The organism is uncultured Deefgea sp., from assembly GCF_947072475.1.
GTDB lineage: Bacteria > Pseudomonadota > Gammaproteobacteria > Burkholderiales > Chitinibacteraceae > Deefgea.
Window position 1 is genome coordinate 38,781 of sequence record NZ_CAMTIA010000003.1, and the last position, 19,841, is coordinate 58,621.

General features: G+C 45.7%; 14 protein-coding genes and 5 tRNA genes. 5 read left to right on the forward strand and 14 right to left on the reverse strand.

The features are described 5' to 3' along the window. Window positions 1-2: 2 nt before the first annotated feature. Window positions 3-524: a heme utilization cystosolic carrier protein HutX gene (gene hutX / locus Q0V82_RS16525; protein ID WP_308445212.1), complete on the forward strand. Its 522-nt coding sequence runs from the start codon at window positions 3-5 to the stop codon at window positions 522-524. Then, the gene (locus tag Q0V82_RS02020) at window positions 524-1,165 is read left to right on the forward strand and encodes an NAD(P)H-binding protein (protein WP_297572211.1); all 642 of its coding nucleotides are present in this window, start codon (window positions 524-526) and stop codon (window positions 1,163-1,165) included. The genes hutX and Q0V82_RS02020 overlap by 1 nt, the downstream gene beginning before the upstream one ends. Window positions 1,166-1,288: 123 nt before the next feature. On the opposite strand, the gene Q0V82_RS02025 is transcribed toward Q0V82_RS02020, so the two are convergent. The 9 genes from Q0V82_RS02025 to Q0V82_RS02065 form a co-directional block, all read right to left on the reverse strand. Next, on the reverse strand, window positions 1,289-1,612 hold the full coding sequence (locus Q0V82_RS02025; protein WP_297572213.1) for a hypothetical protein: 324 nt from the start codon (window positions 1,610-1,612) through the stop codon (window positions 1,289-1,291). Window positions 1,613-1,899: 287 nt separating this feature from the next. Then, window positions 1,900-1,974: transfer RNA gene (locus Q0V82_RS02030), tRNA-Glu, on the reverse strand. A gap of 26 nt (window positions 1,975-2,000) precedes the next feature. After that, window positions 2,001-2,077, reverse strand: a tRNA-Arg gene (locus tag Q0V82_RS02035). Between the two features lie 40 nt (window positions 2,078-2,117). Beyond that, window positions 2,118-2,193: transfer RNA gene (locus tag Q0V82_RS02040), tRNA-Glu, on the reverse strand. A gap of 21 nt (window positions 2,194-2,214) precedes the next feature. Further along, a tRNA-Arg gene (locus Q0V82_RS02045) sits at window positions 2,215-2,291 on the reverse strand. A gap of 20 nt (window positions 2,292-2,311) precedes the next feature. Then, window positions 2,312-2,403: transfer RNA gene (locus tag Q0V82_RS02050), tRNA-Ser, on the reverse strand. A 179-nt stretch (window positions 2,404-2,582) separates the two neighbouring features. Further along, window positions 2,583-3,809, reverse strand: a complete 1,227-nt coding sequence (locus Q0V82_RS02055) for an aspartate kinase (protein WP_226763421.1) — start codon at window positions 3,807-3,809, stop codon at window positions 2,583-2,585. A gap of 329 nt (window positions 3,810-4,138) precedes the next feature. Continuing rightward, on the reverse strand, window positions 4,139-5,209 hold the full coding sequence (gene alr / locus Q0V82_RS02060; protein ID WP_297572216.1) for an alanine racemase: 1,071 nt from the start codon (window positions 5,207-5,209) through the stop codon (window positions 4,139-4,141). Window positions 5,210-5,304: 95 nt separating this feature from the next. Further along, entirely contained in the window at window positions 5,305-5,913 is a 609-nt protein-coding gene (locus Q0V82_RS02065) for a DedA family protein (RefSeq protein WP_297572218.1), read from the reverse strand. A 153-nt stretch (window positions 5,914-6,066) separates the two neighbouring features. Between Q0V82_RS02065 and lplT the strand changes: the two genes are divergently transcribed. The 3 genes from lplT (at window position 6,067) to Q0V82_RS02080 (ending at window position 11,639) form a co-directional block, all read left to right on the forward strand. Beyond that, window positions 6,067-7,353, forward strand: coding sequence for a lysophospholipid transporter LplT (lplT, locus tag Q0V82_RS02070; protein ID WP_297572220.1), 1,287 nt, complete (start codon window positions 6,067-6,069; stop codon window positions 7,351-7,353). A 93-nt stretch (window positions 7,354-7,446) separates the two neighbouring features. Next, on the forward strand, window positions 7,447-8,580 hold the full coding sequence (locus tag Q0V82_RS02075; protein WP_297572222.1) for an efflux RND transporter periplasmic adaptor subunit: 1,134 nt from the start codon (window positions 7,447-7,449) through the stop codon (window positions 8,578-8,580). Beyond that, window positions 8,580-11,639, forward strand: a complete 3,060-nt coding sequence (locus tag Q0V82_RS02080) for an efflux RND transporter permease subunit (RefSeq protein ID WP_297572224.1) — start codon at window positions 8,580-8,582, stop codon at window positions 11,637-11,639. Before Q0V82_RS02075 ends, Q0V82_RS02080 begins: the two co-directional genes overlap by 1 nt. A 139-nt stretch (window positions 11,640-11,778) precedes the next feature. Here the strand turns inward: Q0V82_RS02080 and Q0V82_RS02085 are convergent, their stop codons facing one another. The 5 genes from Q0V82_RS02085 to motD all read right to left on the reverse strand — a co-directional run bounded on the left by Q0V82_RS02085 (window position 11,779) and on the right by motD (window position 19,836). Then, a complete protein-coding gene (locus Q0V82_RS02085) occupies window positions 11,779-12,678 on the reverse strand; it encodes a diguanylate cyclase (protein WP_297572226.1) in 900 nt (299 codons plus the stop codon). Then, window positions 12,671-15,637 (reverse strand): ATP-binding protein, encoded by a 2,967-nt coding sequence (locus Q0V82_RS02090; RefSeq protein ID WP_297572228.1) that lies wholly within the window; start codon window positions 15,635-15,637, stop codon window positions 12,671-12,673. The genes Q0V82_RS02085 and Q0V82_RS02090 overlap by 8 nt, the downstream gene beginning before the upstream one ends. Continuing rightward, window positions 15,630-17,111 (reverse strand): lipopolysaccharide assembly protein LapB, encoded by a 1,482-nt coding sequence (locus Q0V82_RS02095; RefSeq protein WP_297572230.1) that lies wholly within the window; start codon window positions 17,109-17,111, stop codon window positions 15,630-15,632. The genes Q0V82_RS02090 and Q0V82_RS02095 overlap by 8 nt, the downstream gene beginning before the upstream one ends. Then, window positions 17,095-18,585: a hypothetical protein gene (locus tag Q0V82_RS02100; RefSeq protein ID WP_297572232.1), complete on the reverse strand. Its 1,491-nt coding sequence runs from the start codon at window positions 18,583-18,585 to the stop codon at window positions 17,095-17,097. The genes Q0V82_RS02095 and Q0V82_RS02100 overlap by 17 nt, the downstream gene beginning before the upstream one ends. 480 nt (window positions 18,586-19,065) lie before the next feature. After that, window positions 19,066-19,836, reverse strand: coding sequence for a flagellar motor protein MotD (gene motD, locus Q0V82_RS02105; protein WP_297572234.1), 771 nt, complete (start codon window positions 19,834-19,836; stop codon window positions 19,066-19,068). Window positions 19,837-19,841: the final 5 nt, after the last annotated feature.

Genomic DNA, 19,841 nt, shown 5'->3' on the forward strand with positions numbered 1-19,841 from the left:
CCATGAACCCCACTTTAAATCCCGAACAAATGACCGCCCTACAAAGCCGCCTAGCCAAAAACCCAGGCGTAGTGCTCGAGCAATTGGCGACGAGCTTAGATTGCCCATTACAAACGGTGATTGAATGCCTACCCAATACCCTGTGGCAAAAAATCGCTGGCAGCCAGTTTGTCCCGCTATTGGACCTGATGCATGCTTGGCACAGCAGCGTGACGGTGATTAGCAATAGCAATGACGCCATTTTAGAATTTACCGGCCCCCTGCCCTACGGCGAAGTCAGCCACGGTTTTTACAATTGGCAAGGCAGTACCGGCTTACATGGCCATTTGCGCTTTAGCCAATGCAGTGCCATTTATTGGCTTGAGCGCCCGTTTATGAATAAACCAACGGCTTGCCTGATTTTTTGCAATTTAAGTGGCAATCCGATGTTTAAAATCTTTGTTGGCCGTGATGAAGCTGGCGAGTTGCGCCAAGATCAACTCGATGCATTACGCCAATTTTCTGCGCAGCAGAGCGAGGCGTAATGAAGCAACACGATCTATTGATTTTTGGCGGCGCAGCCAATACTGGCTGGCATTTAGTGCAGCACGCCCGCCATCAAGGTTTGCGCGTCGCGTGCATGGTGCGAGCGGGTCGCGATACCTCGGCACTGACGGCTGCCGGCGTGACCATTTTGCAAGGCGATGCGTTTAATTTGATTGATTGCCAAAATGCCATTGCCGCCGCCGCCGCGCCATTATTAATCAGCCTACTGGGTGGCAAAAACGCCGAAGGTCGCCGAGTGGACGACATTGGCAATCTCAACGCCATTGATGCCGCGCAGCAAAGTCATCCATGTCGGTTTGTTTTGCTGACGTCTTTGGGCTGCGATGAACAATGGTCTCGTTTGTCGCCAGCAGCGCAAGCGGCATTAGGCCAAGCGCTGCAAGCGAAAACCCGCGCCGAACAGCATTTACGCCGCAGCCAGTTAGATTGGCTGATTGTTCGCCCGGGCGGGCTCACGCATCAAGCGGCCACAGGCCAGTATGTGATTGAGGACGACACCACAGCAGCGCAAGACAGTTGCGACTATTTACCCCGCGCCGACGCGGCGCAGGCCTTGCTAGCGCTGGCTTTGTGCTCAAACAACAGCCGAAAAATCATTACCGTATTAGGCAAAAAATAATCCATCTAACGGACGGCAGATAACAGTAGATTAAGCTGGCAGCTTTGATCTTAAAAATTAAAAAAGGGTGCAGTTCATCAAGAACTACACCCTTTTATTCTAGAAATACTGCAGGCACTAAACTTACTGCGCTCGCGTGCTGTATTGATAACGATCATGCACCAAGGGCTCATTTAAATGCGTATCGGTGAGCATAATGCCTTGCTTAGCGGCTCTAGCTTTCACGTCGTTGCGACAGGTCTCATCAATCGGCGCTGAAGCGGCGTAGAGCACCTTGCCACATTCACCGAGCACCGCACTAAATTGCGCAGGATCGATATTTAATAATGGATTTTGATATTTTGGATCAACCGAATTGGCGTCAACTTGCGTCGTAGCAGGCTGATCACCACAAGCGATCAAACCTAAACACAGCAAACTCGCTAGCACTAGATTATTCTTTTTCACTGTCTCATCCTTATTCTTGATTTAATCGTAATGTACCTGATTTAAACCCAGCTGACAGCGTAGCGAGATTGAATTAGCACCTAGCGTCGCAAAAAATCATCAAATTGTAAGATATGTCTTGCGAGTACACGGCTTGAGTTGACTGGATTGGGTCGTATTGATTTGATAGGCAAAGCGGGCAAAAGACATCGATTAACCATGTCTAACAGCGAAATCATCGCATAGCCAAAGTGACAGGCAATAAAAAACGACTTAGCTTGCGCTTAAGTCGTTATTTATTCGAATTTTGGCGTTCCCACGGGGAATCGAACCCCGGCCGCCGCCGTGAAAGGGCAGTGTTCTAACCGCTAAACTATGGGAACTGTGTAGATCTAATACAGTAAGAAATTGGTGCGCCTGGAGCGATTCGAACGCCCGACCCTCTGGTTCGTAGCCAGATACTCTATCCAACTGAGCTACAAGCGCACTGTGTTTCATTACTTTTAAAAACAACCAACTCGACAGTTGGCGTCTCCACGGGGATTCGAACCCCGGTCGCCGCCGTGAAAGGGCAGTGTCCTAGGCCTCTAGACGATGGAGACTTTGTAAAACGCTTTAAGTGTTGGTGCGCCTGGAGCGATTCGAACGCCCGACCCTCTGGTTCGTAGCCAGATACTCTATCCAACTGAGCTACAAGCGCACTGTACAACTTAAAGTTCCTGGCGGAGACGGAGGGATTCGAACCCTCGATACAGGTTACCCCGTATGTCGCCTTAGCAGGGCGGTGATTTCAGCCACTCATCCACATCTCCGTTCAGGGAGACCGAATAATATACACACTATCGGCCTCCGTCAACACTTCTAATTGAATATTTCTGATGAAATGTCGATTAACTACGTAAGCTACTGATTTTACAACAAGTGTATTTATTAGCCTGAAACGACATTTTTAAATGCGGCCGCTCAAAGCAACACTTTATCAGCGCTTAAATTACAGCGTACGGTCTAAACCAAACGCTTTATGCAATACACGCACGGCTAATTCCAAGTATTTCTCGTCTAAAACGACAGAAATTTTGATTTCAGACGTCGAAATCATTTGAATATTGATGCCTTCTTCCGCCAAGGTGCGAAACATCGTTGACGCAACGCCAACGTGCGAGCGCATGCCCACGCCAACAATCGAGACTTTACAAATTTTGTCGTCACCCGAAACCGATTGACCACCGATATGGCTTTGCACGCCTTCCAGCACCTTAATCGTGCGCGCGAGCTCACCTTTAGGCACTGTGAACGAGAAATCGGTGGTGCCGTCTTGACCAACATTTTGGATAATCATGTCGACATCAATATTGGCATCGGCCACTGGGCCCAAAATTTGGTAAGCGATACCGGGCTTATCAGGAACACCAATAACGTTGACACGGGCTTCGTCGCGATTAAAGGCGATGCCGGAGATGACTGGTTTTTCCACGGTAGAGTCTTCCTCGAAGGTAATCAGCGTGCCCTCGCCTTCTTCTTGGAAGGAAGACAACACGCGCAATTTCACATTATATTTACCAGCAAATTCAACGGAGCGAATTTGCAATACTTTTGAACCTAAGCTGGCCATTTCCAGCATTTCTTCAAAAGTAATCGTTGTTAGCTTTTTGGCTTCTGGCACCACGCGTGGGTCGGTGGTGTAAACCCCATCCACGTCAGTATAGATTTGGCACTCATCGGCTTTTAATGCTGCCGCTAAAGCCACACCGGTGGTGTCTGAACCGCCACGACCCAAAGTCGTGATGTTGCCATCTGGATCAACACCTTGAAAGCCTGCGACCACGACCACTTTACCGGCACTTAAATCAGCACGCATATTGGCATCATCAATATGCTGAATACGTGCTTTGGTGTGCGCGCTATCGGTCAAGATTTTCACTTGAGCGCCAGTGTATGAAATCGCATCGATGCCGATGTCTTTCAAAGCCATAACCAGCAAGCCAATGGTGACCTGCTCACCGGTCGAGACAATGACGTCAAGCTCACGCGGATCAGGATTGACTTGCATTTCTTTAGCGAGGCCAATCAAACGATTGGTTTCACCAGACATAGCAGACAGCACGACAACAATATCGTGACCTTGTGCTTTATGTTTGGCGACGCGGCGAGCCACATTTTTAATTCGGTCGGTGGTACCCACCGATGTGCCACCGTATTTCTGGACGATCAATGCCATGATTCAACCTGCAGGGCGGGATTAAAAGAAACAGACTAATTGTAAAGGAAGCCCCTCTACTTGGGGAGTGGCAATTGAATTGATTTATGAAGAATTTATTTAGGCCAAGAATCAACAGCACGAATAAAACAAAAAAATGATTTAATTACAACACTGATGATAAAAATAATGCAAAAAAATTAAATACCCGATAGCCGCAATTTTCTATAGCACTTTTCGGCCTGAGCTAATGCATTTAATTGTTAATGCCATCATTGATCGTTCGATATAAAAACGCCCCGGCTTAAGGCGAGTAAAACGTGAACGCCAAATAAGATATCGGCCCGCTTTTATAATGTATAAACAGGAACTCGCGCAGCGATCGCGCACATTAACTCATAACTTAAAGTCCCCGCAGCGCTGGCCACCTCATCAATCGGCAAATGCGCCCCCCACAGCTCAACTGGACTACCGACATCGAGTTCGGGCCATGGCGTTAAATCAATGCACAGCATATCCATAGACACACGCCCGAGTAGACGCGTTCTTTGCCCAGCAACCCACACCGGCGTCCCTGTCGGCGCATGCCGTGGATAACCATCGGCATAACCACACGCCACAATCCCGATCTTCATCGGCACAGGCGCAATAAAGCTCGCCCCATAACCCACCGACTCGCCGACCGCGACGTCTTGGGTGGCGATCACTTCAGAGCACAGCGCCATCACCGTCTGCAAACCTAAGCTCGCCGCTGTTTGATCACTAAACGGCGATGCGCCATACAGCGCCAGACCCGGCCGCACCCACGTACCATGCGTTTGCGGATACGCAAATATCGCCGCCGAATTGGCCGACGAGGTGGGTAATGCCAAAGATTGTGTCGCAGCAATAAATCGCTGCCACTGGGTATCAATCCCTTTGCTTGGCTCATCGGCGCACGCAAAGTGCGTCATTACCGTCACGCTGGTGACATTTTGGCAGCGCGCCAAGCGTTCCGCCCAAGCTGGCGCAGACTCGGCAGGAAATCCCAAGCGATTCATGCCGGTATTGAGCTTGAGAAAAACCGCAATCGGCCGACTTAATTGGGCCTGCTCTAACCATTCAATATGCACCGGTAAATGCAATGCAATGGCTAAATCAAATTCGGCACACGCCGTTAATTCAGCCGCACTAAACACCCCTTCCAACAGCAAAATAGGCTGCTGAACACCGAGACGGCGTAATTCAATCGCCGCATTGATTTCTAAAATGGCAAAACCATCGGCATCGGGTAATGCATCGACCACTCGCTGCACACCATGCCCATAGGCATTGGCCTTAATCACCGCAAAAACGCGCGCCGTCGGCGCGCTTTGCTGAATTATTTGATAATTGTGTGCTAAGGCGAGTGAATTAAAGCGAGCTTGGATCGGGCGCGACATATTGGCTTCAAGATTAGAAATTCAGAAATAAGTACTCGTACAAAAGCTTGATGACAAGACAAGGCGGCAAAAAGCTTTTGTTGAACGACTTCGAATTACTTGGGTTTACGACAATGACGGAAATACCACACCGCGACAATCACCGCAACAATCGCGACCAATACCATAATCGCTGACTGACCTCGACCTAGCCATTTAATTAACCACTCATGATTGGACGCACCGTAATACCCCAAGTACACCCAGATCGGTACGCTAATTAAGGCGGCTAATCCATCGAGCAGTAAAAAGCGGAAATAAGAAATACGCCCCGACATCCCCGCAGTGAGATAAATCGGCGTACGTAGTCCCGGCAAAAAGCGCGCCACAAACAACACGCGATTGCCATAACGCTCAAATTTATCTTGTACCGCCGCATATCGCTCGGGGGTCATCATGCGCGCAAAGTAGCGGTGTTGTAATAAGCGCGCGCCAAAATAACGCCCAGCTAAAAACATACAACTATCACCGATCAATACCCCCAGCATGCCCACGGCAAACATGGTGTGCACATGGGCGTAACCCAGCCCCGAAATCACGCCGCCGGCAACCAAAGACACGTCTTCTGGAATAGGTACGCCAAAACCACAGATTAATAACACCGTAAATACAGCCAGATAGCCGTAATCGGTAAAAATCGTAACCAAAAACTGCAGGATATCCATTGCAGCGTCCAAGCTTTTCAATTGTGACGCCTGCGATCATACCACGCAAAACAGCGGACTTTAATCTTACACCACCGTCAGAGGCGGTAGTTTTGTCATATTTTGCTGATATAAATTCACAATCATCCATCAGCACAGTGCAAGGTTTAAATAATGCAAGCCGGATTTTATAAAATCTTAGCCGCACAGTTTTTCTCCGCCCTGGCCGATAACGCGCTGTTTTTTGCCGCCTTGGCCTTACTCAAATCACAACAAGCCCCTGAGTGGCACCTCTCGATGTTGCTGTGGGGCTTTACCGTTTCTTATGTGCTGATTGCGCCTTATGCCGGCGCACTAGCTGACGCCAGACCCAAAAATCAAGTGATGATGATTTGCAATGGCATCAAATTATTCGCTTGCCTACTCATGGGCTTGGGAGCGTCTCCTTTATGGGCTTATGCCTTGGTTGGTTTGGGTGCGGCGGCTTACTCGCCCGCTAAATACGGCTTAATCACCGAAAGCCTAGCGCCAGCGCAATTGGTTGCCGCCAATGGCTGGCTAGAAAGCTCAACCGTATTTGCCATTATTCTCGGCACTTTGCTTGGTGGGTATTTATCTGGATCGTTTGTTAGCCAATGGCTAGCAGGCAATACCCTGGGTCACTACCTTAACGGCATCGAGTTTTCTATTCTCATCATCAGCGTGCTCTACAGCATTGCCGCAGCAATTAATGCCGCGATTGCCCGCCCTACTACCGCCCTCAAGCCGCTCTACCTTAGCCCTCGCTATCAAATCGCCGTCTTTTACGACTGCTTCTGGCGGCTATGGCGTGATCCGCAAGGACAAGTATCAATGGCCATCACCACCTTATTTTGGGGCGCAGGCGCCACCATGCGCTTGGTGGTGCTCAATTGGGCGCTGTTGTGGCTGGCCATTGATTTAGAATCTGCCACTCGCTTAATCGCCGTCGTTGCGGTGGGTATTGCCATTGGTGCCTTATTAGCAGGGAGATACGTGTCATTACCCCATGCGTTTCGCGTGATGCCCGCCGGTCTGTTGATGGGGGGATTACTCATTTGCTTGTTGTGGGTCAACCAAATTGCCGTCGCTGCGTTATTGCTACTGCTGATTGGGATTTTATCGGGATTTTTTGTTGTGCCATTAAATGCCGTTTTACAACACCGTGGGCAGCAGCTCATGGGCGCTGGGCATTCGATTGCAGTGCAAAACTTTAATGAAAATTTGGGCATTTTAATCATGGTCGGTCTGCATGCTTTAATGATTAAATACCTCAGCCTGCCGCTGGCACCGAACAGTAGCGCGCTACTGCAAGTACAATACGCCACGCATGGCGTGCCCCCGATGCAAATGATACTAATTAGCTTTGGCCTACTGGTCATCATCACGATGAGCGCGATTATGGCGCATCACCATCGACAAGCATTGACCCGTCGTCGTTAGAGTCTGTTAACGTTTGGCTTGCCCGCAGCGGGACGCCAAACAGCAACAGCCCCGAGCAAACGACGCTTTAAACCATTGAATTGAGCGAGTTAAATGAATAGATTCAACCTCGCAGCATTGAGTTGCTGTTGTTTATTAGCATTGAGTGCTTGCGAGAAAGCGCCGGACAATAAAAATGGCGCCAAGCGCCCAGTGAATATTATTAGTACGCAAGTCAAACAGGGCGCGCTGCCGCATCAGATTAGCGCCGTTGGCCACGCCGAAGCGGTGCAAACGGTTGAAGTACGCCCGCAAGTGAATGCACAAATTGCAAAAATTCATTTTAAAGAAGGCGATATTGTCAAAGCCGGACAATTGCTATTTACGCTCGATTCGCGCGGCGTGCAAAGCCAAATGGTGCGCAGCAAAGCGCTTACCGAAAAAAGCAAAGCTGAGTTTGCCGAGGCCGAACGCAACCTAAAGCGCAGCGAAGAACTGGCTCAAGCCGGATTTTTATCACCATCGGCGGTCGATACCGCACGCGCTAAAATGGGCAGTTTGCAAGCCCAAGTGGCTGCAGCCCAAGCCGATGAGCGCGCCAATGCCGTGGATTTGTCTTACACCCAAATTCATGCACCAATTACTGGGCGAACTGGCGCCATCGCCTTAAAACAAGGCAGCTTAGCGCAATCAAATGCCGCGCAAGCCTTGGTGACGATCTCACAAACTGACCCAATTCAAATCAGTTTTAATATTAATCAAAGCGATTTACCGGCCCTACTTGCGGCGCAAAGCCAAGGCAAAGTATCGGTGCAAACGCAACTACCGAACGGGCAAACCCGCCTTGGCGAATTGGTATTTCTGGATAATGCCGTCGACAAAGCCAGCGGCACCATATTGGCTAAAGCGCAATTTGCTAACGCTGATTTGCAATTGTGGCCGGGCCTCAGTAGCACCGTCACCATCGAATTGGCCGAACAAAAAGGTTTAATTGTGCCGATTCAAGCGATTCAAACCGGCCCTGAACAGCGCTTTGTGTATATCATCGACCAAAATAAACAAGCGCAAGTCAAGCCAATTCAAGTCATCCGTAGCGTTGGTAATCAAGCGCTGATTGAAGGCATTGCCGCTGAAACTAAAATCATCAAAGAAGGCGGCCAAAATGTGCGCCCTGGTGGTCAAGTGATTGAAGCGAGTCGTCCGGCCTTAGCAGCCAGCAGCACCGCTTCAGTGCAAGGGTCAAAATAATGAGTCACGGAATTTCTTGGTGGGCGATTCATCGCCCAGTGGCCACGCTGTTGCTGTGGATTGCCGTGATGGTCGCCGGCACGATTGCTTGGTTTCATTTACCGATTGCCGCACTGCCGACTTACGATACGCCAACGATTAGCGTGTCAGCCAGCTTAACGGGCGCCTCGCCCGAAACCATGGCCAATGCGGTGGCAACGCCACTGGAAAAGCAATTTTCAACCATCCCAGGCTTGGCGACGATGACATCGACCAGCAAGCTGGGTAGCACCAATATCACCTTGGAATTTGCCCCTTCTCGGGACATTGAATCAGCGGCGGTCGACGTACAAGCGGCGCTGTATCGCGCCAATCGCAGCTTGCCTAGCGATATGAAAAGCCCGCCGAGCTATCGCAAAGTCAATCCATCGGACGCGCCGATTTTGATGTTGAGTATTAACTCGCCTTCGCTATCGCTGGCGCAACTGAATGATTACTCCGACAATCTGATTGCCCCAGCGCTCTCCACCATTGATGGCGTAGCGCAAGTCACGGTGTATGGGCAAAAGCGCTTTGCGGTCCGCGTGGCGGTTGATCCGGACTTACTGGCGGCGCGTGATTTATCTTTGCCTGAATTAGCCAGTGCGCTTAAGGCCGCCAATGCCAACTCACCGGTCGGTCAGCTTGAGGGCGAGCGGCAAACCTTAATGCTGGAAGCCAATGCGCAGCTCAAAAATGCCGCTGAATTTAGCCGCCTCGTTATCGCCACCAAAAATGGCTTACCGGTTCGGCTAAGCGATGTGGCCACCGTGGAAGACAGCGTTGAAAACATCAAATCGGGCAGCTGGATTGATGGTCAGCGCTCGATTATTCTGGCCATTTTACGCCAACCGGGCGCCAATACCGTCGCCACCGTAGATGCCATTAACGCCATGTTGCCGCGACTCACGTCGCAAATGCCCGCCTCGGTTGAAGTTAAAAAACTCAATGATCGCTCGACCTCGATTCGTGAGTCGATTCATGACGTGAGTTTGACCTTGCTACTCACCATGGGCTTGGTGGTGTTGTCGGTGCTGCTATTTTTGCGCCGCGCTGCCGCCACGTTAATTCCATCGGTATCGCTCCCGATCTCAATGCTGGCAACGTTTGCATTGATGTACTGGCTGGGGTATAGCCTAGATAATATTTCTTTAATGGGCCTCACTGTAGCGCTGGGCTTGGTGGTCGACGATGCCATTGTGGTGCTCGAAAACATCGTTCGCCATATCGAAGAAGGCATGGCGCCATTTGAGGCGGCGATTACTGGCGCGGGTGAAGTTGGCTTTACCGTGGTTTCGATTTCGATTTCGCTGATTGCGGTGTTTATTCCGATCTTTTTTATGCCCGGCACCATCGGCTTGTTATTTCATGAATTTGCCGTCGTCGTGTCGTTAGCGGTATTGGTTTCAATGGCCGTGTCGCTCACTTTAATTCCACTGTTTGCCGCGCGCTTTTTAAAAGCGCACGACGAAGAAAAAATCGAGCCGGCGTGGAGTCGCTATTTTGAAGCCGGATTTAATCGCTTACTGGCGGGGTATCAGCGCAGCTTAGCCGTCGCTTTACGCCATCAACGTTGGATGCTGTTACTGACCTTTGCCACTTTTGCTGCCACCGCCGCGCTGTATATCCAAGCGCCTAAAGGATTTTTCCCACAAGAAGACATCGGCCAAGTGCAAGCGAGCATGGATGCGTCGCCCGATATTAGTTATCCAGCGCTGTTGGTACTGCAGCAAAAAGCGGCACAAGCCTTACTCGACAATCCCAATGTCGCCACCGTCGCCTCAAGCCTCGGTAGCAGCGGCAGCGGCGGGCGTTTCTTTATCACGCTCAAACCGCGCCAAGATCGTCAAAACATGGCTAAAACGCTGGATAGCTTACGTAAATCAACGGGTAAAATTGCCGGTATTAGTATGTTTTATCGCCCGACTCAAAACTTGCAAATTGGTGGGCGCAGCGGCAAAAGTAGCTATCAATATACTTTACAAGCCGTGAGCTCGGATCAGCTGGAATCGTGGGCCGATCAGCTTAAAAACACACTGGCCACTAACCCGACGTTTCGCGATGTGACCTCTGATTCGGAGCAAAAAACGCTACAAGCCAAAATCAATATCAATCGCGATCGCGCCAGCGAATTAGGCATTGATATGCAAAGCTTGCGCGATACGCTGTATGGCGCGTATGGCGAGCGCGAAGTGGCGACCATTTATGCGCCGCAAGACAGCTACTCGGTGCTGATGCAACTGAAAGACAGCGCGCGCCAAGATGAAAACGCACTTAATTTACTTAAAGTGCGTAGTAAATCGGGCGCTTTAGTGCCATTAAGCAGCTTTGCTAGCATCGAAAGAACGGCGGTAACGACGGCAATCAATCACCAAGGCCAGCTGCCGGCAATTACGATTTCGTTTAACTTGGCCGAAGGTGCGTCGCTGTCGGATGCTGCACGCGAAATTAAAGCCAGCGAAAGCCAAATCGGCCTACCCGGTTCGATCTTTGGTGCATTTGCGGGTGATGCCGCACTGTATCAACAAACGCAATCGAGCCAACTTTGGCTGATTTTAATCGCCGTTGCCGTCATTTATGTGGTGTTGGGGGTGTTATACGAAAGCTGGATTCACCCGCTCACCATTTTGGCGGGGATTCCATCGGCGGCCATTGGCGCGCTACTCGCGCTGCAAATCACCGGGCTAGAACTCACTTTTATTGCGATGATTGGAATTTTGCTATTGGTCGGGATTGTCAAAAAGAACGCCATTATGATGATCGACTTTGCCCTTGAAACGCAGCGCAAAAACGCCCTATGCCCGATTGATGCCATCACCGAGGCCAGCGCCAAACGTTTTCGGCCGATTATGATGACCACGCTCGCGGCACTGATGGGTGCGCTACCCCTCGCGCTGGGCTTGGGTGCTGGCGCCGAACTACGTCAACCCTTGGGAGTGAGTATTGTCGGTGGACTGATTTTCTCGCAATTGATCACGCTCTACATCACCCCTGTTTTATATCTCACCTTAGAAAAGATTGGCAAACCACGGGGTATATAGCAGCAGCAAATATAAAATAGACTATAGGTGGCAATACCCATGCTACCTATAGTCTAAAGCTGCGCAATAATAGACCTATAGCGAGAATGTCCATCGCCCGCGAACAAGCATTCATGCCATTTGCTGGTCAGCTTTACAATCAATGCGCATGACGAACTTGATTGCGGCCCAAATCTTTGGCCGCATACAAGGCTTTATCAGCATTCATCAATAATTGAGTGTGTTGAATGCGACAGCTTGGCGTTGAAGTCGCCACGCCAATACTCACCGTCACGCAACGGGTCACCGCACTATTTAAATGTGGAATTTGCAAAGCCTCAATACTGCTACGAATTCGCTCGGCAATTTGGATCGCCAACTCCTGATCTGAGTTTTCCAGCACACAACAAAACTCTTCTCCACCATATCGCGCCGCCACATCCGTCACAGAGCGTAATGAAGATTGAATCACCCCAGCCACGCGCTGCAAGCAAACATCGCCCGCAATATGACCATATAAATCGTTATATTGTTTAAACGAATCCACATCAATTAACAAAATCGACAAAGGCTGAGCAAGCCGCAATGAGCGATCTTGCACCTGATCAAGTAATTCAAATAATCGCCGGCGATTGGCCATTCCGGTTAATACATCGGTTTGTGATAACACCCGCAATAAGTCTTTAGTCCGCTTTAATTCCAAATGATTATGCACTCGAGCACGAACAATTGAGGCATTAAATGGCTTAATAATATAATCAACAGCCCCCGCCTCTAAACCCCGAGTTTCTTGCTCAGGGGACGACAAAGAGCTAATAAAAATAATTGGAATATCCCTAGTTTCTAACCGGGACTTTAGAATTTCACAAAATTTAAACCCATCGACGTCAGGCATCATAATATCAAGCAAAATAAGTTCAGGTAATTGCCGCTCAATATGACTTAATGCCTGCTCAGCACTCAAAGCAAAATGTACATCTAGCTCATCACCCAAGACCTCACCCAGCGTCTCTATCGTATTCATTTGATCATCAACCACTAAAATAAAAGCCTCATCCATTAATAATCACCTCTTCCATTGCCATGGGGATGCGTTGATTCAATGCGGCTAGTGCGGCAGGATAGTCCAATTTTTCTAAGGCATCCGTCACGTCGACCAACAAATTAAATTTAGATTCGGGTAATTCTTTCTGTAAAGCCAAGAGTAATTTTCTAGCGCGTAAACTATTATTTTTCAAAGCCGTCTGCAGCCCTAAAGCAGCGGTTAAACTATTTTTGGGTAACAAACCTTCCGCTTGAATCAAGGTGCTGGACATCGACTCAACTTCAATTAACGGCAGTATTTTATTTTTCGCCCGTAGCCATGCTTGTTCTAATTCATAAAAATCAGGCATATTTTTTAGCGTTTCTTTTTGCTGCAAAAATAAGGCTTGCTCTAATTCACTCGCCGTTCGATAAAAGTCCATCAAGCCTAATGTCCCTGACACACCACGCATTGCATGAATTTTTTCAATATAATCATCTAAATGAGCGATATCTTTAAACTGATTAATGGCGGTAAAAAACTCTTGATTTTCAGTGAAAAAATGCAATAGCCAACGCTGATAACGAGATAAATTGCCATTCAATCGATCCAATGCCTCATCAACAGCAACACCTAAGTCAGCCAATTGATCTATCCATTGCAGGGCTGACGCTGATAGTGATTTTTTTAAACTTGTAATATCTTGATCAGCCGTTTTTTTCATTGGTGGCAATTCAATACCGCGCTGCAATTGATAATGAATGGCTTGACTTAATGCTTGATGCAAACCACGAGAAGAAACCGGCTTGGTTAAATAATCATTCATGCCAATCGCCATTCCCTCACTTTGCTCTTTTGCTGTAGCATTAGCGGTTAAAGCGACAATATAAACATCCGGATCTTTAATCCGATATTGTAAATTACCCCCCTCACGAATCAAACGTGTCGCCGTCATGCCATCCATAATTGGCATTCGCCAATCCATCAAAACGACATCAAAATTCATTTCAGACAAAGCCCGTAATGCTTCTTCACCATTGTCCACCACACTCAATGAAAGATTCATTTCTTCAAGTAGTGCACGCACAATCAATTGGTTGGTTTCAACGTCTTCGGCATATAAAACTTTTATTTTATAATTTAAAGACTGCAATGGGCATTCATATTTTGAGAGTTCCGCAGGAACTTCTGCGATAGGTAATGGCACTTCAACTCTAAAATGACTACCTTCATTGGGCGCACTGGTTACTCCCAAAGAGCCATCCATTAAATCAATTAAGCCACGACAAATTGATAATCCTAAGCCAGTACCGCCATATTTACGCGTTGTTGAAGTATCCGCTTGTTCAAATTTTTGAAATAAACGACCAATCGTTACTTCATCCATACCAATACCGGTATCACTAATCAAGATCTTAACTTGCTCATGATCACGATAAGCGGTGATTGTGACTGAACCCTGCTCGGTAAATTTAATTGAATTACCAATTAAATTAAATAATATTTGCCGTAGCCGAGTGGGGTCGCCCAAGCAACCCGCAGGACTAAATCGAGCAATATTTAATATAAATGTGATGCCTTTTTCTTCTGCGCGCGCAGTAAAAAAATCGACCACTTGGTGTAATAATTTGATCAAATCAAATGGAATAGATTCAATCGATAGTTTGCCTGACTCGATCTTTGATGCATCCAGAATATCATTGATAATTTCCAATAATAATTCTGCATTCTCTAAACCCATTCGAACTTGAGTACGCGTAGCTGGACGTAATTCTTTTTGCCCGCCCGCCAAACGTAGCATACCAATAACCCCCGACAATGGGGTTCTAATTTCATGACTAATTAATGCTAGAAAATCACTTTTTGCCTGATTAATCGCAATTAAGGTATTTTTTTCTGCCAGATGCTCTGCTTGCTGCCGAATACTCTCATTTAGGATGTTTTGTTTTTGTTGCTCTGATTTTAATAATTTCAAGCGCATTTCCATACGCGATATCTTGCGCATCGTGCTACTTTCTATTTGGGTAAAAGTTCGTTCTTTGGCTAATTTAATCGCCAATTCAGTATGGCGTTCATACAAAGTTAGCGCTAATTCAAACTGGCCCAGATGCTCATAGACTGCCGATTGAATCCGACTCGCTTTCATTTCTTGATGCTGTGAACCGCCTTGATAAGCGGCATCCAGTGCATGTTGCGATTCAACCAAAGCCACTTGCATATCGCCTTGCAATAAGGCGACCTCAGCAATCCCTAGCTGCCCCATTACCGTAGACCATGCATAATGATGGCGTTGTGACAAAGTAATCGTTTGTAAAAAGCATTGTCTTGCTTCGTTGTATCGCCCCAAACCCAGTTGCGAAAAACCAGCATACATAATAGCTTCACTCATCATCGCAGCATCATTGGTTTGCGGATAAAGCGCGCGACAGAATGCAAAATGCTGCAAGGCTAATTCATGCTGTGCTAATCGCAGATAATCTTGCCCTAGCCATAAATGCAACATCATTAGTAATTGATCATCATTTAATTCTTGCACATAATCATAAGCAATTTTATGGTGCCGCAATGACTCTTCAGCCATATCAAAATAAAGATACACCCCACCAATACCAGCATATGCCTTGATGTAATGCACAATAGAATGCTGATCAAGAGCTAACTCAAGACACTGCCCCCAAGTACTTAATGCGGTATTTAAATCACCTAAAATATAATAAACTTTACCTAAACACTCATAAATATCTAACAACAATGCATCTAAATTCAACTTAGCAGCAATTTTTAGTGCCAACTCTAATATTTTTTTAGCGGAGATATAATCTCCTGTTTTTTCAAATGCCTCACCGTGTAAGAACAATGCCTGAGCTAATATAGTTTCACTATCCATTTCTTGGGCTTGCTCGATCAATTGTGCTGACAATAGCAATGCTTGCTGAAAATTATGCCTTCTAAACTGTTTTTGCTGTAATAGTAAATTGGCCAGTTGCTCAGGCATGTTCCAGTTCCTTCTTCAATAAAACATCAACCTGTCTAAGCATGGTTTCATTGGCAAGCTGTAGTTTAAATTTAACTTTTATTTCATCTTTTCCATATCGATCCCACGGCAGAGCCTCAATCGCCAAGGCTAAAGATTGAGCAAAATCCATTAAAATAAATTTCGATTCTTTTGGATAGACAATATAACGATAGGGCGGCACAAAAACCCATAAATCACTCAAAGCACAGTAATCATTGAGTAATATTGAAATTCTCTGTTCAACAACAGAATCAATCAATACATCAAATGTAAGCTCGATAACTCGATCGCTAAAATCGGCGGACTCACATCGCAAACGAAACTGTCTTAAATGTTGTAATGAAACGCCAGGAACAACCCAGCCAGCTAATTTTTCAAATTTAATATGCGTTCTAATTAATAAACTACGCGCCTTATCTAAGCGATTTAAATTTAATCTGAATCCTTTCTCGCCGATTTCATCCGTAATATGTCGAATGGTTTGCCGCTCATAAGCGCGTAATACACTTAAGGCTGCAGCATAATCACAATTTTCACGATACGCTTGATAAAGTAAATAATTTAATCTAGCGTCTAAATCATTGTGATTAATCTCTTTTAATATTTTTTTTGCTCTCAATAAAATAGGGAAAATATCAGCCAATTGATTCGTGCCTTGCAAACCTTCTCCATAGTTAATGGCGGTAATACAATAACCCCACATCATTTTATAATGTTTGGCGATTGACAAAGCGGATTCATAGTAAAAAATGGCTAACTCATTATTAGCTTTTTTCCAGTATGAAATGGCATAACCATTACAAATCTGAACCAGCCACGTCATATCACCATGGGCCAATGCATACGGCTCAATTCGAGTCAGTAAAACCAAAGCGGCATCATACCGTTCCGCCAGTAACAAGCCCTCCATCAAAAATATTCCGCTTTTAGCAATTAATTTATTACTATGAATTGACTCAGCCAACTTCAATCCATTTCGCATTAAAATATCTGCGTTTTCATATTGACCCAAATGATAATAAACCATCGAGGCATTTAAATACGCCTCGACACCATACTCTAATTGAGTTAATTCTAATGCCGAATCAATTGTTTTAACCCACGTCTCAATAGCCAGTATGTATTTACTATTTTTCTCCAATGCAACCCCTAACCACAACATAGAAAATGGTAGATGTTCGATATCTTTATTTTTTTCAACTGACTTGTACCCTTTTTTCAGTATTGTTAATGCTTTCATATTTTCATCAAATGCCAATAAAATCCGACCATAGAGTGCATAGGCATATCCCAACCAAGGATGGGCTTCATACTTACAGCGCAGTAGCAAATCTTCACATAAATTACGACTATCCGATCCTGCATCCCAATATGCGTTCTCTACCTCAAAAAATTGAGACTCAATGGTCTGAGTAAAGGCTGATTTATTTTTTTCATTAGATAAGTAATTCAATTTTCTGACCTCCCTCTTCCAAAGGTGAAAGCAATTCAATTGCAGACTGAAGTGGAATTAATTGTATTTTTACTTCCGGTGGGTTTAATCCATGCCAGCGCCATGGAAAGCCATCGATTATTTTCACCAATTGATTCAATGCCATCATTGGACTGGCATAGGTTTGATCAGGAATAATTAGGTAGGAAAAATTAGGTAGTTTGGTCCACGTTGATTCAGCCAAGCAATACTCACGCAATAATGCATTCATTTTTTGTAAGTACAGACCTGTAACATACAACAAGCCAAGTAATTGAATATGAATTATTTCAATCGAGCAAGTCGAACTTAAACATTTTAATTTAAATTGCTGATAACGGATTCTAGATTCTCCAGGAGAGATCAAATCCAGCATATGCTCGAAATTTTGCCTAGTTTTAATTATTTTTTTTCTTGATCGATCTAATCTTGATAGATTTAACGCACTTCCTTTTAAATCATGGAGTAAGTGATTAGATAATAATGACTCAGAAAGTTGTTTATATTTTTTTATTTCACATAATGCTGACTTAAAATCACCAATGTGTTTATATGCATTAAGTAGCAACTTAGCACTTTTCTGCCTAGCATTGCCATAATCAAATTGATTAATACCTTCAACTGCAACTTTTAAACAAGCGATGGCTTCTTCAAAACGATTTTGATGCGTTAAAAATTCACCATATTTCAACATGGTTAATGACTTTGCCCAAAGCGCATGATTAAAATTTGAAATGGCTAGCATTGATTCAAAATACACCTCTGCTAATTCATTCTCATTCATTCCGGCATATGCAGAAGCAATATTAATCCCCGCCTCAACCACCCATGTCATATCGCCATATTGCAATGCACTGGATTCTATTTGATTAAGGATATAAAGTGCACTAGCATGATCGCCAGATTCATTTAAATAGTTAGATAAAAAAATGCCACTTTTGGTGATTTGCTTATGATCATTAAGTAAAACAGCTAAGCGATAGCCAATCACTAATATTTCTTTTGAAGCATCATATTGCTCCGCAAAATAATAAATCTGACTAATATTGACATAAGATTCAATCGCAATACTAATTTGAGAATACTCTAATGCTAATTCTACGGCATAGGTAAAATCTTCAACGGCAATAACATGACGCTTCAAATTAAGATTACATTGTCCACGCCATAAATAGGCTTCCGCTTTTAATTCAAATAACGAATTATTCTGAATTTTTTTTAGTGTCTGTGTTATTGCATATAGCGCCGCATGATATTGCCCCTTGCCCCATAACATTTTGCTGTGCAGTAGCTGCATTTTGGTTAACTGAAGTGCTGATAGTTCCATTTGCTTACAACGTGCTAATAAGGCACAACTTGCCACATAAGCTTGCTCAATATCGAATAAAAATAACTCTTCAAGCTGCTGAAAAAAAAATGGCAGCTGATCATTACTCGCCGATGAAAAATCCTGCAAAGCTCACTCCTTGGCACCCAGCCTACATCTACATGACTACAATCAGATTAGTTGCTTAATTTTAAAATTGCGAGAATTGTCACAATTCAATTCATAAAATTAATTGCAAAGAAATATTGAAGAAAGTATTTGCTTTGGTTTTATATTTAAAACCAAAGCCGACGCGCTTTAGAATCAACTAAGCCGCTTGGATCAAGGATGTATCGCTAGATTGAGTTTGCACTTCAACCGTACTGAGCCTTATTTCCGTTTGGGTGAGCAAAAGTGAGGGGGGATAATAGAAGGGTCGAACGTTTGTGGGCGGCTGAGGCCGTCACAGCACAAATACCATTGAGCAAAAAGATGAGGCGGGGTAATACGCAACAAGCATCTGTGATGCCCAATAAATCCACAGGGCTGAGATAGGGCCATCCAGTTTGACAATTACCGCGTAGATTGCAGGATCAAATGATTTAGCTTTGCCGAAAAATAATATTCAAACTATGGATTGCTCGGCAAGATGGCAACCTCATCTTTGTTGTCTGCCAAAATATTTAGGGTCACGCGCCGATTTTTAGCGCGTCCTTGCGCCGCATCGTTGGTATCCATGGGCCGAAACTCACCGAACCCAATGGCCGCCATTCGCTGTGGCGCAACGCCTGCCTGCTCAAATAGACGCACCACACTCGCCGCGCGAGCGGCCGAAAGTTCCCAATTACTTGGAAACTGCCCTGCTCGAATCGGCTGATTATCGGTATGACCTTCTACTTGTATGAGGTTGTCACTCCCTTTAACCAAGTCGGCAATCGTGCTTAAAGCGTCTTCTGAACTGGCCTGTAGGTCTGCACGTCCGGTATCAAATAAAATTGAATCACTAATTTCCACAGCAATCCCACGTTTTGACTGTGTCACTTTCACCTTGCCCTGATCAATTAGACTGCCCAATGATTCGCGCAAGTCATTGGCCATACCTTTCATTTTTTGCGTTTGTTGCTCGAGCTTAGGATTATTTGGACTGGTTTGAGGCGCTAATTTAATTTGTGCTGGACTGCCTTTGATTGCTTGGTTGTCTAGTTGCACGGCAGGGGGATTTTGCTGCGGCTTAAAAGCATCGACCAATGAATTAGAGAGTACTTTGTACTTGCCTTCGTTGACCGATGAAATGGCATACATCACCACAAAAAAAGCAAACAACAGCGTGATAAAGTCGGCATATGAAACCAGCCATCTTTCATGATTTTCGTGCTCTTCATGCCGTTGTTTGCGTGCCATAACGC